This is a genomic window from Sandarakinorhabdus limnophila DSM 17366 (genome assembly GCF_945882885.1).
Taxonomy (GTDB): domain Bacteria; phylum Pseudomonadota; class Alphaproteobacteria; order Sphingomonadales; family Sphingomonadaceae; genus Sandarakinorhabdus; species Sandarakinorhabdus limnophila_A.
Genome location: NZ_CAMCWT010000055.1, coordinates 1 through 13,755 on the forward strand (window position 1 = coordinate 1; position 13,755 = coordinate 13,755).

The window sequence follows — 13,755 nt, forward strand, 5'->3', positions numbered from 1 at the left end:
ATCCCCAACCGCACTATTTCCCGCACCAGCCCGGTGCGCGACGTTCTGGAACGCATCGCCAAGGAAGGCCGCAAATATGGCGTGTCGCTGGGCCTTGTCACGCAGCGCCCGTCCGACCTGGCCGAAGGTGCACTGTCGCAGTGCGGCACCATCATTTCGCTCCGGCTCAACAACGAACGCGACCAGGATTTCGTGAAGGCGGCGCTTCCCGAAGGCGGCCGCAGCCTGCTGGAAGCCATCCCGGCGCTGCGCAACCGCGAGTGCATCATTTCAGGCGAAGGCGTGCCCGCGCCGATCCGCGTACGGCTGGATGAACTGGAAGCAGCGAAGCGGCCAATGAGCGACGACCCGGTGTTCAGCGAACTGTGGGTGAAGACCGGCGATGACAGCGATATGCTGAACCGCGTGATCGCACGCTGGCGGGCGAACGCGCGGTGACATGACGAACGAGCGCCTGCACCTCTTCGCTGGAGGCTGAATCAAAAAAGGCGGCCGCAAGGGCCGCCTTTCTCGGTCTTGGGCTAGGTCAGGCGGCGAATTGATTCATCGTGTTATGGGCCCCACCCGCCTTCAACGCGGCCTCCCCGGCAAAATATTCCTTGTGATCATCGCCAATGTCGGAGCCCGACATGTTCTGATGCTTCACGCAGGCAATGCCCTGGCGGATCTCGGCGCGCTGCACGTTCTTCACATAGCCGAGCATGCCGGCGTCGCCGAAATATTCCTTGGCCAGATTGTCGGTGGACAGGGCGGCGGTGTGATAGGTCGGCAGGGTGATCAGGTGGTGGAAAATGCCGGCCTGCGCGGCTGCATCACGCTGGAAGGTGCGGATCCGTTCATCGGCCTCAATCGCCAGTTCGGTGGAATCATATTCCACGCTCATCAACCGGGCGCGGTCATAGGCACTCACGTCCTTGCCGGCCGCAACCATGGCATCATAGACCTGCTGACGGAAATTCAGCGTCCAGTTGAAGCTTGGCGAGTTGTTGTACACCAGCTTGGCATTGGGGATGACGTCGCGGATGCGGTTCACCATGCCGGCGATCTGGCCGATGTGCGGCTTTTCCGTCTCGATCCACAGCAGATCGGCGCCGTTCTGCAGGCTGTTGATGCAGTCGAGCACGCAGCGATCTTCGCCCGAACCGGCGCGGAACTGGAACAGGTTCGATGCCAGCCGCTTCGGCCGCAGCAGCTTGCCATTGCGGCTGATGACAACGTCGCCGTTGCCAACCTGGCCGACGTCGATTTCCTCGCAATCGAGGAAGCTGTTGTACTGGTCGCCAATGTCGCCCGGCTCACGGCTGAAGGCGATCTGCTTGGTCAGGCCGGCGCCAAGGCTGTCGGTGCGGGCGACGATGATGCCGTCTTCCACACCCAGTTCCAGGAAGGCGTAACGGATGGCGCGGATCTTGGCGACGAAGTCCTCGTGCGGCACGGTCACCTTGCCGTCCTGGTGGCCGCACTGCTTTTCATCGGAAACCTGGTTCTCGATCTGCAGGGCACAGGCCCCGGCTTCGATCATCTTCTTGGCCAGCAGATAGGTGGCCTCGGCATTGCCGAAGCCGGCGTCGATGTCGGCGATGATCGGCACCACGTGGGTCTGGAAATTGTCGATCTGGTTCTCGATTGCCTTGGCCTTCACGGCATCGCCGGCATCACGTGCAGCATCGAGATCACGGAACAGGCCGCCCAGTTCGCGGGCATCGGCCTGGCGCAGGAAGGTGTAGAGCTCCTCGATCAGTGCCGGCACGCTGGTCTTTTCGTGCATCGACTGGTCGGGCAGCGGGCCGAATTCGCTGCGCAGGGCGGCGATCATCCAGCCCGAAAGATAGAGGTAGCGCTTGTCGGTGGTGCCGAAATGCTTCTTGATCGAGATCAGCTTCTGCTGGCCGATGAAACCGTGCCAGCAGCCCAGCGACTGGGTGTAGCTGGCGGGATCGGCATCATAGGCGGCCATATCGCGGCGCATGATCGCGGCGGTGTAACGCGCGATGTCGAGGCCGGACTGGAAACGGTTCTGCAGGCGCATGCGGGCAACGTTTTCGGCGCTGATCGATTCCCAGCCGGACTTGCCATTGACGGCGGCCGCGGCGGCCTGGACTTGCGATTGATAGCTCATGGCCACTCCTTTGCACGGGCAATTGGCAGGGTTTGGGGCGGCCCTGCCGGTAAAACTTGTCAACGCCCTGCGCTTGGGCTAACGCCCGGTCAACCCGATTCAGTCAAAGAATCGTGTGTAAATGTCTCTTTTTCTCCCCTATTGACTGTGAATTTGTAAAAATCTTGACAAAAATTCCTGCCTCTGCTGCCGCTGTTGAACTGCCCGAGACCTTGGGCAATGGGCGAAAGATCTTTGCCGGCGCACGGGTCCGCCGCCTGCGGACCCAGCGCGGCCTCACGCAAACGCGCATGGCCAATGATCTTGGTGTTTCAATCTCTTATCTCAATCTGATCGAGCGCGACCAGCGCCCGCTGTCGGCCAGTTTCCTGCTCAAGCTGGCCCAGAATTATGATCTCGATATCCGCAGCCTGACTGGGAACGACGAAGGTGAGCTGGTTGACGACTTGTCAAAGCTGTTCACCGATCCCCGCCTGATCGGCATCGACGTGCCGCGCAGCGAGCTGCGCGACCTGGCGGCCCGCGCGCCCGCCATCGCTCATGCGCTGCTGCGCCTGGCGGCAGCCACGCCGGCAACCGGGCCGGAGCCGCCACCACCCGGCCCGATCGCGGCCGTCACTCGGATGATCGACGCGGCCGGCAATCATTTCCCCGCGCTTGATGAGGCCGCCGAGAAGCTGGCCGACGATCTGCGCCTGTCCGGCTCCGATCTCAATGCAGCCGTGGTGGAACGATTGCGCGCCCGCCACGCCATCACCGTGCGCGCCCTGCCGCTGGAGGTGATGCCCGGCCATTTGCGCCGGCTTGATCTCCATTCGCGCCAGCTGCAATTGTCGGAATCGCTGGACGCCGCCAGTCGCGGCTTTGCCGCAGCCGTGCAGCTGGTGCTGATCGAACTGAAGGCCGAGATTGCTGCGACCATCGCTGGCGCCGGGATCGCGGACCCACCTGATGTGTGCGCCGCCACGGTCGCCATGGCCAAATATGCCGCCGCCGCCACGCTGATGCCCTATACCCGCTTCCTCGCCGCCTGCGAGGCGACCGGCTATGACGTTGAATTGCTGCAGGCGCGTTTCGGTCGCGGGTTGGAACAAGTGGCGCATCGGCTCACCACTCTGCATCGCCCTGGCGCGCGTGGCGTGCCCTTCTTCTTCCTGCGGGTCGACCGCGCCGGCACCGTTTCCAAGCGCTTTGCCCCCGGCGCATCGCCGCTACCAGTCACCGGCGGCTGTGCGCTCTGGCACGTCTATCACGCCTTTGACCGGCCGGGCGAAATCCGCCGCCAACTGGTGGAACTGGAAGACGGCCAGCGCTTCCTCACGCTGGCCCGCACCATCCGCACCGCCGCCCTGCCTTGGGGCGTGCCGCGTCCCGGCTTTGCCATCGGCATCGGCTGCGAAGTTGGCCATGCCGCTTCCCTTTCGTGGAGCATTGGCGTTGATCTCAATGGCCCGGCCACACCGATCGGCCCCGGCTGCGCCGCCTGCCACCGCGCCGCCTGCCGTCAGCGCGGCGCCCCGCCCGCTGGTGCCCATCTCGCTTTCGACGAGCGCCAGCGCGTGCTCACCCCCTTCCGCTTTACCGATGAATGAAAGGCCTTCCATGAGCAGCAATCCCGCCCTTGCCGGTGTCGAGATCAAGGGCGCAATGCAGCCCGGTTACGAAACCATCCTCACCCCTGAGGCGCTGGCCTTCGTCGCCCAGCTGCACCGGATGTACAACCCGACCCGGCTGGCCCTGCTGCGCGCCCGCGATCAGCGGCAGGCGTGGATCAACGAGGAAGGCTTCATCGGCTTTGCACCCGAATATTCGTCGATCCGTGATGATCGCAGCTGGCAGGTGCGCCCCGCCCCGGCCGATCTGGCCGATCGCCGCGTCGAGATCACCGGGCCGTGCGACCGCAAGATGGTAATCAACGCCCTCAACAGCGGCGCGCAATGTTTCATGGCCTGCCTGGAAGATGCCTCGGCACCAACCTGGGACGTGATGGTGCAGGGTCAGGTGAACCTGCGCGATGCCGCGGCTGGCACGATCAGCCTCGAAGACAAGGGCAAGAGCTACAAGCTGAATGACAAGTCAGCCGTGCTGATTTGCCGCCCGCGCGGCTGGCATCTGGATGAAGCCTACATGATCGTCGATGGCGAGCGCGTCGCCGGCGCCATCTTCGATTTCGGCCTCTATTTCTTCCACAATGCGGGCGCGCTGCTGGCCAAGGGCAGCGGCCCTTATTTCTATCTGCCCAAGCTGGAACACAGCCTGGAAGCCCGGCTGTGGAACAATGTCTTCATTACCGCCCAGTCGATGCTGAATTTGCCGCTGGGCACCATTCGCGCAACCGTGCTGATCGAAACCCTGCCGGGCGCGTTCATGGCAGAAGAAATCCTCTATGAACTGAAGGATCACATCACCGCGCTGAACTGCGGTCGTTGGGATTATATCTTCAGCTATATCAAGACCTTCCAGTCTGACGCCACCAAGTTGCTGCCCGATCGCGCCGCCGTGACGATGAAGGTGCCGTTCATGGCGGCCTATGCCGCGCACGTGGTGCGGGTCTGCCATCGCCGTGGTGCCCACGCGATGGGCGGCATGAGCGCCTTCATCCCCGTGAAGGACGATGAGGCCGCAAATGAAGCCGCCTTTGCTGCCGTCCGCGCCGACAAGGAGCGCGAGGCGACGCTGGGCCACGACGGCACCTGGGTCGCCCATCCCGGTCTGGTGAACGTGGCGCGCGACGTGTTCGACCGGCTGATGCCGGCTCCGAACCAGCTTGGCGTCATCCCGCCCGGCGAGGCCACCATGACCGATCTGGTCACACCGCCGGAAGGTCCGCGCACGCTCGCCGGGCTCACCAACAACATCAATGTCGGCATCGGCTATGTCGCCGCCTGGCTGCGTGGGCAGGGCGCGGTGCCGCTGCACAATCTGATGGAAGATGCCGCAACCGCCGAAATCAGCCGCACGCAATTGTGGCAATGGCGCAAGAATGGCGCCACGCTCGATAGCGGCGAGGCGGTCGACGCCGCGCTGATCACCCGTGTCACCGAGGAGCAGTTGGCCGCCTGGAAGGCGCAGGTGGGCGACAATTTCTTCGCCGCCGGCAAATACAAGGAAGCGGCCGATCTGTTCCGCACGCTGGTGCTGGCCGACCGGCTGGAGCCATTCCTGACCAACCCGGCCTACGAGTTTTACTTCGCGAAGTGAGTGAGGCTGGCCCCTCCTGACCAGGAGGGGCCACAGCGCCTATTGCTCGCGCATGCCACCCTTCGGTGCTGGCACGCCCATCTCGGCCACCATCGCCGGCGTCACCTTGTCTTTGTATTTGTTGCCGAAATTGCTGCGAACATAGTTGATCACGTCGGAAATCTGCTGATCGGTCAGCGCGCCACGGAACCACGGCATGGCGTTCTTGCCGCCGGTCACCACCATGATCGGATAGCCGGCCGCCTCCAGTGCCCCATTCTTCGCCAGCGCCGGAATCTTGCCGGCGCCTTCGCCGCCCAGCGCGTTGGCCATATGGCAGGCCTGGCAGATATTCTGATAAACCTCGGCTCCCGGGTGCGGCGCCGGTGCCGGCTTGGCTGGCTTCTGGGCCAACGCCGGGCTGGCGATCAGAACGGCGGCAAACAGAACGAAACGCATTGATCAGGCCTCCAGGGCTCGGCTGTGCAGGCGGGTGACGGCATCGAGCGACGACAGGATCGCGCCCTCCATCCAGCAGCCGATATAGCTGGCATGTTCGCCGGCCAGCACCAGCCGGTTATCGACAGCAACCAGTGTCTGATAATGTTCCTTGCGGGTGTCCTCGTTCCACTGGGCGCAGCAACCGAGGGTGAACGGCACCCGGCTCCACGCCACGGTGGCGCCGCCGATGAATTCTTCCTTGTAGCGGCCGGGATGGAACACACTGCCCTGTTCGAGCGCGCGTTGGATGCGCTCTTCGGGCGTCATGCCGGCAAACTTGTAGCTTGCCGGGCCGAATGTGTAAGCACCCAGGATCACCGCCGGGCCATCGCTGTGCAGCTTGCCCGATGGATAGGAGATCATGCTGATCTCGCGGTCGGTGAAGCTGATGCCGCCATAGATTGCCTCTTCCTCTTCCCAGAAGCGGCGCTTGAATTCGAGGCCGACCTTCACCGAGTTGGAATAAGGCACGGCGTGGATCGCGGCATCGAGGCCGGGTGAGCAATCGACATCGATCTGGCTCAACACCGACAGCGGTATGGTGCAGACGCAATAATCGGCTTCGGTTGTGCTGGTGACGCCGCTGCCGGTATCCGTGTGCATCACCGTCACCTTGCCGCCCTGCTGGCTGATGCTGGTGACCTTCTGGTTGTACCTGATCTTGCCTTCGACCTGTTTGGCAAAGCCGCGGCCGATCATGCCCATGCCGCCCACCGGCTGGAACATCGCATGCTGGTGATCGATGTTCATGTGCTGGGCAACGGTGCGCCAGATGCCGGAATCAAGGATATCCTTGAAGGCATGGGGATCAGACGGGATGGGCTCGCCGAGCACGCCGCCGCCCTGCGCACGTTCAAAACCGCGCCGGCGCGACGAACGATAGTTCTTGGAATACTTGAAATTCTGATCTAGCGCGCCCCATTCTCGCAGCGCGATGCGCAGGCGATCGGCGTCTTCCTTGGTCATCACCGAATCAAGGCCGCGATTGTCGATGGCCTTGGCCAGCAGCTCGGCGACATTGCCATCCCAATCGGCGTGCAGCTCGCGATACCGCATCGGCTTGCCGCCAAAGGCCTTGGACGATTGCACCAGTGCCTGCTGGTTCATCTGGATGAACGGCTCCAGCGCCACGCCGAACTTCTTGCAATAATGCAGCAGGGCGCGGTGGTGATAGGGAATGCGCCATGGGCCGGGGTTGAGATAATTGCCTTCGGAAAAGCCCACTTTCTGCGTGGCGCCGCCCAGTTCGGTATAGGTGTCCCCGCCATAGAGCGACCAGTTCCGGCCACCAGGACGGTTGTTGTATTCAAGGATCTGAACGTCATAGCCTGCCTTGGCCAGTTCATAGGCGGCCAGCATGCCGGCCAGACCGGCGCCCAGCACGACCACCTTCGTTCCCGGCCGCGCGCCTTGCAGATTGGGCGGCCCAGCAAACTGGGTTTCCTTGGCATGGCCCAGCACTTCCATCGCCTGATAGAGTACGGCCGTTCCCGCCATCATGCCGATCGTGCGCAACACCTCGCGGCGTGTCGGCCCCTGTTCAGCCCAGTTCATCAGACCCTGCTTCTCCTTTGTGTGCTGCTACCGGCAACTCTGGCAGGCGTGAAGCCGGCTGGCCAGCGCATATAACGATACCCGGGTTCAATGCGCTCTCACCCCGGCTGTCGATAGTGGCGAGATGACGGGGTTTTCAGGCCGCTTGTCCGCCCTGCCGCCATGGCCTCAATAATCGCTGCCGCCAAAATCGCCCTCGGCGCGGTCTGCGAACTTGGTGAACTGCTTGATGAAGGTCAGCGGTACCGTTCCGGTGGCACCGTGGCGCTGCTTGGCGATGATCACTTCGGCCAAGCCAAAAATTTTTTCCGCTTTCTCCCGCCACTTCATGTGCTTGTCCGCCTCTACGGGATCGGGCTGTTTCAGGCTGTGATAATATTCCTCGCGATAGACGAACATCACGATGTCCGAATCCTGCTCGATGGTGCCGGATTCGCGCAGATCCGCCAGCTGCGGCCGCTTGTCCTCGCGGTTTTCGACCGCGCGGCTGAGCTGCGACAACGCGATCACCGGCACCTGCAATTCCTTGGCAAGTGTCTTCAGGCCACGCGTGATCTCCGAGATTTCCTGCACGCGGTTGTCGCTGCCGCTGGCCTTGGAGCCGGACAGGAGCTGGAGATAATCGACGACGATCAGCCCGATGCCATGCTGGCGCTTCAGCCGGCGCGCGCGGGTGCGCAGCGCGGCGATGGAGAGGCCCGGCGTGTCGTCGATCCACAGCGGCAGAACTGCGAGTTCGGTTGAGGCGCGGGCCAGCCGGGTGAAATCCTCGTCACTGATCTTGCCCATCCTCAGTGATTCGCCATTCACTTCCGATTGTTCGGCCAGGATGCGGGTGGCGAGCTGATCGGCCGACATTTCGAGGCTGAAGAAGGCAACCGGTGCGCCGGAGGATTTTTCCGCCTCGATGCCCTTCGCCTTGTCCTGAGAGAAGCGCTGGGCACAGGCAAAGGCGATGTTGGTGGCAAGGCTGGTCTTGCCCATCGCCGGGCGGCCGGCGAGGATCAGCAAGTCCGATTTGTGCAGGCCCCCCATCTTCTCATTCAGGCCGGTGAGGCCAGTCGTGTAGCCCGACAGATGCCCGCCCGACCGCTTGGCCCGGTCAGCCTGCGCGACGGCTTCGCGCGCAGCCTCGAGGAAGGTCTTGACCGTGCCTTGCACTTCGCCGGCTTCTGCGACCTTGTAGAGTGCCATTTCGGCCGCTTCGATCTGGGTGATCGGCGTGATGTCGCGGCTGGTGTCGCTGGCTTCTGTCACCATCTCACGGCCCACCCGGATCAGCTCGCGCAGCAAGGCAAGATCATAGATTTGCTGGGCAAAATCCTTGGCCGCCAATAGCGCTGCACCATTCTGGGTGAGGCTGGCGAGATAGCCGGGGCCGCCCAGTTCAGCCATTGCCGGATCGGCTTCGAACATGGGCTTGAGCGTGACAGGCGTCGCCGCCATCGCCCGTGCCGACAGGGTGAGGATAGCGGCATAGATGCGACCATGCAGCGGATCGGCGAAATGCTCCGCCTTGAGCTTGGTGATGACATCTTCCACCAGCCGGTTGTCGATCATCAACGCGCCGAGCAGGGCGGCTTCGGCTTCCAGATTTTGCGGCAAGGTCGCTGTCGCCGGGCCACCGTCAACAACACGAAGCGGGGTGATTGAAGGGGGGAGGCTGGCCATGCCCGCGTCATCGCGCAACGCCGCGGCAATGCCAAGGCGGCGCACAAATTTCGCGGTGGGCAGACCTGTGGACAAGCCGGGGATGGCGGGTGAACAAGTGGAGCCGCTTGCCGGGGCCTCCCACAATCGCGTAGAGCCGCCGCCGTGAGCAACATTCCCGATTATCGTGGCCGTTCAGCGGCCCGCCTGGCCGCCGTGCAGGCACTGTACCAGTTGGAGATGCGCGGCGAGACCGTGCCCAAGCTGCTGACTGAGTTCCACAACCACCGGCTGGGCCAGGAAATCGAAGGGGCAGAGTATCTTGCCGCCGATGAGCCCTTCTTCGACGACGTGGTCGCTGGCGTCGCCGCGCGTCAGGCCGAGCTGGATGAATTGATCAGCGGCGGACTTGCCGAAGGCTGGTCGCTGAACCGGCTTGATCGGCCGATGCGGGCGCTGCTGCGGGCGGCGGTGTATGAGCTGGTGGCGCGGGCCGATGTGTCGGCAGCCACGGTGATCAACGAATACGTTGATGTCGCCCATGCCTTCCATGACGACAAGGAAGCCAAGTTCGTCAATGGTTTGCTGGATGCGGTCGCCCGCAAGGTGCGTGGCTGAGCGGGATTTCATCGCCCGCCTGATGGCGCCGCTGGCTGTGAGCCACGCCGCCCGTGGCCTGGCGGATGACGCCGCGGTATGGACCCCGCCGCTGGGCCGCAACTTGGTGTTTACGCACGACATATTGGCCGCCGGCGTCCACTATCTGCCCGGCGATCCGCCGTCCGATGTGGCGTGGAAGCTGCTGGCGGTGAACCTTTCCGATCTGGCGGCGATGGCGGCCACGCCGGCCGGCGTGCTGCTGGGGCTGGGGCTTTCGGCGGCGGAGGACGAGGCCTGGCGCGAAGCCTTTGTGGCAGGGCTGGCCAGGGCATTGGAAACATTCAATGTTTCGCTGTGGGGCGGCGATACCGTCACCGGGCTGGACCGCGCTGTGCTGGGGCTGACGGCCGTTGGCTGGGTGGAACCGGGCAAGGCGCTTGGCCGGGGCGGCGCCCAGCCCGGCGACCTTCTCTATGTGTCGGGCACGATCGGCGATGCCGGGCTTGGGCTGGCCATCGCAGAAGGAAAAGCGCCATTTGACAAACAGTTGCTGAACCGCTTCCGCCGGCCCACCCCGCGTCTGGTGCTGGGCGCAGCGCTGGGCGGGGTGGCGACGGCGGGGATGGATGTGTCCGATGGCCTGCTGATCGATGCCGAGCGGCTGGCGGCCGCCAGCGGCGTGGCGTTGGAGATTGATCTGGATGCCGTGCCGTTGTCTCGTCCGGCGGTCTCGCTGGACGATCTGCTGGCCCGGGTGACGGCCGGCGATGATTATGAACTGCTGTTTTCACTGCCGGAAAACGCCAAATCGCTGCCGGCGGGTGGCGGGCCGGTGACGGCCGTCGGCCGGGTGTTGCCGGGCACGGGTGTTTCGCTCAAATTCGGCGGAAAGCCGATTCCGCTACCTCCCCGGCTAGGCTGGGAGCACACCTAACCCCGCCCGATTTGCGGCACCAGTTCGCGCAATGCCGCCACCAGCCGGTCACAGTCCGACGCTTTGGTGAACAGCCCCGGCGTCACCCGGACACAGGCGCCATCCGCCAGCCCGGCCCGGTGCACGGTCATGATGCGATAGCGATTAAACAGCGTATCGGTGATGGCGATATTGTCTGCCGTCGAAATATGCCCAGCGATGCGGAAACTGGTAATCGCCCCGAACGTCGCCGGATCGTCCCCCAGCACGATCTCCAGGCCTGAAAGCCCGCGCAGCGGCTGCACCCAGCGGTTGCGCAGCCATTGCAGCCGCGCCAGCTTCATGGGTACGGGCAGCATCTGTTCCTGAAAATCCAGCGCGGCCGGCAGAGTGAGCTGCGGCGCATAATCCAGCGTGCCTTGGTGCACCTTGGCCTGCACGTCCTCAGGCTTTGCATCCGGTTCGGCCGCGGCTGGTGCGATCATCGGTGCCGCGCCCGGGCGTATCCAAAAGCCGGCGACGCCCACCGGCGCTCCAGTCCATTTGTGGAAATTCAGCACGGCGAAATCCGCGGCGAAATCCGGGATCACGAACGGCCGCATCCGGAAGCTCTGCGCGCAATCGACCAGCACCATCGCGCCCGCCGCCTTGGCCAGCGCCGCAATCTCGGCCACCGGCACCACCATGCCGCTCTTGTGCGTGCCGTGGGTAAGGAGAACGAACTTCAGGCGCGGCGTGGCCTTGATTGCGGCGGCATAGGCGGCAATCACATTCTCCCGTGTTGGCGCGCGCGGCAGGTTCACCATCACCGGCGTCGCCCGACGGCTCTTGGCCAGGGAGCGCATCGCTGCGTGGCTTGTGTCGTAATCAGAGTCAGACCACAGGATCGCATCGCCTTCGCCTACAGCGGTGAACTGGCTGATCAGCGCCTGCAGGCCTTCCGCGGCGTTGCGGCAGAAGCCGACTTCCTCCGGCTGCACGCCCATCGCCTGCGCCGCGCGGGCCTTCACCACCGCCTGATCCTTGCGCATCGCCCGCCGGGCATAGATGCTGGTTTCGCGGTTGAGCCGTTCCACGTTGGCCTTGTGGATTTCTGCCACCTGGTTCGCCATGTTGCCCCAATAGCCATGTTCCAGCTGCGTCACCGGTCCGGCCATGCTGGGGTAAAGCGCACCAATGCGCGCCCAGCCGGCTTCGTCATCCGGGGCGATCATGCCGGGGGCGCTGAGTGCCCGTGCTGGCGCCGCGCTGGCTGCCGCTGTCGCCGCTCCGGCCAGCATCATCGCGTCGCGTCTTGAAACCTGCATTGCCCCTGCCCCCTATCGCTTTGCCAGGTAAACTCTACCTGCCCGCTTGCGTTCGTCGAATCCCATGCCATGGTGCGGCAAATTGCCCAACCCATGAATGCGGGTGGGGTATCAACAAGGGGAAGGGGACCAATGGATAGCGTTGTTCTGGCCATCATCTGCGGGATAGCCGCAGTGATCTATGGAGTGATCACCTCGCGGCAGGTGCTCAGCGCCTCGGCGGGCAATGCCCGCATGCAGGAAATCGCGAAAGCCATCCAGATCGGCGCCGGTGCCTATCTCACCAAGCAATATACCGCCATCGCCATCGTCGGCGTCATCGTCGCCGGCCTGGTCGCCGGGTTTCTGGGTGTCATCCCCGCCGTTGCCTTCGTTCTCGGCGCCGTGCTCTCCGGTGCCACTGGCTTCATCGGCATGAACATTTCGGTGCGTGCCAACGTGCGCACCGCCGAAGCCGCGCGCCAGTCGCTGCAGGCCGGCCTCACCATGGCGTTCCGTTCGGGCGCCGTGACAGGCATGCTGGTCGCCGGCCTCGCGCTGCTCGCCATCGCCGGTTATTTCTACGCGTTGGTAACGTCGGGCCTTGAGCCCACCAGCCGCGCCGTCGTCAACGCGCTGGTCGCGCTGTCGTTCGGCGCTTCGCTCATCTCCATCTTCGCCCGTCTGGGCGGCGGCATCTTCACCAAGGCGGCCGACGTCGGCGCCGACATGGTCGGCAAGAACGAACTCGGCTTTGACGAAGATGATGATCGCAACCCCGGCGTGATCGCCGATAACGTGGGCGACAACGTCGGCGATTGCGCCGGCATGGCCGCCGATCTGTTCGAAACCTATGTGGTCACCATCGGAGCCACCATGGTGCTGTGCGCCCTGCTGGTCACCGGCGGTGATGCTGCCAAGCTGATGACCCTGCCGCTGCTCGCTTGCGGCGTGTGCATCATCACCTCGATCATCGGCACCTATTTCGTCCGCCTTGGCGGCGGCTCCATCATGGGGGCGCTCTACAAGGGCCTGATCGTCACCGGCGTGTTGTCGGTGCCGGCTTTGTGGTTCGCCACCCAGGCGATCTTCCCCGACATGAACGCCGTGATCGGCGCTGATGGCGCGGTGGCCGGCGAAGCCCTCAAGGTGGCCGGCGTCGAAGGCGGCTTCACCGGCCGGGCGCTGTTCTACTGCATGCTCATCGGCCTGGTCGTCACCGCCCTCATTGTCTGGATCACCGAATATTACACCGGCACCGATTATCGCCCGGTGCAATCCATCGCCAAGGCATCGGATTCGGGCCACGGCACCAACGTCATCCAGGGCCTCGCCGTGTCGATGGAATCGACCGCGCTGCCCACGCTGGTGATCGTTGCCGGCATCATCGCCACCTTCAAACTGGGCGGCCTGATCGGCATCGCCTTTGCCGCCACCGCCATGCTGGCCCTGGCCGGCATGATCGTCGCGCTCGATGCCTATGGACCCGTTACGGACAACGCCGGCGGCATCGCCGAAATGGCCGGCCTTGATGGCGAAGTGCGCCAGCGCACCGATGCACTCGACGCGGTGGGCAACACCACCAAGGCCGTGACCAAAGGCTACGCCATCGGTTCTGCAGGTTTGGCTGCTCTGGTGCTGTTTGCCGATTACACCCACAAGCTCGAGGGTTTGGGTGCTCACATTACCTTTGACTTGAGCGACCCCAAGGTGATCATTGGTTTGTTCATCGGTGGGCTGATCCCCTACTTGTTCGGTGCGATGGCGATGGAGGCAGTAGGTCGCGCCGCTGGGGCAGTGGTCGTCGAAGTACGTCGCCAGTTCAGGGACATCAAAGGCATCATGGACGGTACCGGCAAGCCCGAGTACGACACCGCGGTGGATATGCTGACCACAGCTGCCATCAAAGAAATGATGATTCCCAGCCTCTTGCCAGTGGTAGCACCCATCGT

General features: G+C 63.9%; 11 protein-coding genes. 6 read left to right on the forward strand and 5 right to left on the reverse strand.

Features of this window, described 5'->3' with window-relative positions; translation table 11 throughout:
- A partial coding sequence (locus Q7O19_RS11120) for an ATP-binding protein (protein WP_303810579.1) occupies positions 1–438 on the forward strand: 438 nt, incomplete at its 5' end.
- 88 nt (positions 439–526) lie between these two features.
- Here Q7O19_RS11120 and Q7O19_RS11125 read toward each other — a convergent pair.
- Positions 527–2,119 carry an isocitrate lyase gene (locus tag Q7O19_RS11125; protein WP_303810581.1) on the reverse strand — a complete coding sequence of 531 codons (1,593 nt, stop codon included), beginning with the start codon at positions 2,117–2,119 and terminating at the stop codon, positions 527–529.
- A gap of 212 nt (positions 2,120–2,331) precedes the next feature.
- On the opposite strand from Q7O19_RS11125, the gene Q7O19_RS11130 reads away from it, so the two are divergent.
- Positions 2,332–3,711, forward strand: a complete 1,380-nt coding sequence (locus Q7O19_RS11130; protein ID WP_303810594.1) for a short-chain fatty acyl-CoA regulator family protein — start codon at positions 2,332–2,334, stop codon at positions 3,709–3,711.
- Positions 3,712–3,721: 10 nt separating this feature from the next.
- Positions 3,722–5,320 carry a malate synthase A gene (aceB, locus tag Q7O19_RS11135; RefSeq protein ID WP_303810582.1) on the forward strand — a complete coding sequence of 533 codons (1,599 nt, stop codon included), beginning with the start codon at positions 3,722–3,724 and terminating at the stop codon, positions 5,318–5,320.
- A gap of 39 nt (positions 5,321–5,359) precedes the next feature.
- On the opposite strand, the gene Q7O19_RS11140 is transcribed toward aceB, so the two are convergent.
- The 3 genes from Q7O19_RS11140 to Q7O19_RS11150 form a co-directional block, all read right to left on the reverse strand.
- Positions 5,360–5,758, reverse strand: coding sequence for a cytochrome c (locus tag Q7O19_RS11140; RefSeq protein WP_022679433.1), 399 nt, complete (start codon positions 5,756–5,758; stop codon positions 5,360–5,362).
- Positions 5,759–5,761: 3 nt separating this feature from the next.
- On the reverse strand, positions 5,762–7,354 hold the full coding sequence (locus Q7O19_RS11145; RefSeq protein ID WP_303810585.1) for a flavin monoamine oxidase family protein: 1,593 nt from the start codon (positions 7,352–7,354) through the stop codon (positions 5,762–5,764).
- A gap of 168 nt (positions 7,355–7,522) precedes the next feature.
- Positions 7,523–9,025, reverse strand: coding sequence for a replicative DNA helicase (locus Q7O19_RS11150; protein WP_303810586.1), 1,503 nt, complete (start codon positions 9,023–9,025; stop codon positions 7,523–7,525).
- Between the two features lie 144 nt (positions 9,026–9,169).
- On the opposite strand from Q7O19_RS11150, the gene nusB reads away from it, so the two are divergent.
- Together nusB and thiL are read left to right on the forward strand one after the other, a co-directional pair.
- A complete protein-coding gene (gene nusB / locus Q7O19_RS11155; RefSeq protein ID WP_022679430.1) occupies positions 9,170–9,622 on the forward strand; it encodes a transcription antitermination factor NusB in 453 nt (150 codons plus the stop codon).
- A complete protein-coding gene (gene thiL / locus Q7O19_RS11160) occupies positions 9,615–10,538 on the forward strand; it encodes a thiamine-phosphate kinase (RefSeq protein WP_303810588.1) in 924 nt (307 codons plus the stop codon). Before nusB ends, thiL begins: the two co-directional genes overlap by 8 nt.
- On the opposite strand, the gene Q7O19_RS11165 is transcribed toward thiL, so the two are convergent.
- Positions 10,535–11,824, reverse strand: a complete 1,290-nt coding sequence (locus Q7O19_RS11165) for an aminotransferase class V-fold PLP-dependent enzyme (RefSeq protein ID WP_303810590.1) — start codon at positions 11,822–11,824, stop codon at positions 10,535–10,537. The two genes, thiL and Q7O19_RS11165, sit on opposite strands and share 4 nt — an antisense overlap.
- 132 nt (positions 11,825–11,956) lie before the next feature.
- Between Q7O19_RS11165 and Q7O19_RS11170 the strand changes: the two genes are divergently transcribed.
- The coding region (locus tag Q7O19_RS11170; protein WP_303810592.1) for a sodium-translocating pyrophosphatase at positions 11,957–13,755 on the forward strand (1,799 nt) is incomplete at its 3' end.

Bases quoted from the DNA above. Each gene is read 5' to 3' on its own strand.
- Q7O19_RS11165 (WP_303810590.1), bottom strand. From the start codon at position 11,824: ATGCAGGTTTCAAGACGCGACGCGATGATGCTGGCCGGAGCGGCGACA.
- Q7O19_RS11145 (WP_303810585.1), bottom strand. From the start codon at position 7,354: ATGAACTGGGCTGAACAGGGGCCGACACGCCGCGAGGTGTTGCGCACG.
- Q7O19_RS11150 (WP_303810586.1), bottom strand. From the start codon at position 9,025: ATGGCCAGCCTCCCCCCTTCAATCACCCCGCTTCGTGTTGTTGACGGT.
- Q7O19_RS11140 (WP_022679433.1), bottom strand. From the start codon at position 5,758: ATGCGTTTCGTTCTGTTTGCCGCCGTTCTGATCGCCAGCCCGGCGTTG.
- Q7O19_RS11125 (WP_303810581.1), bottom strand. From the start codon at position 2,119: ATGAGCTATCAATCGCAAGTCCAGGCCGCCGCGGCCGCCGTCAATGGC.
- aceB (WP_303810582.1), top strand. From the start codon at position 3,722: ATGAGCAGCAATCCCGCCCTTGCCGGTGTCGAGATCAAGGGCGCAATG.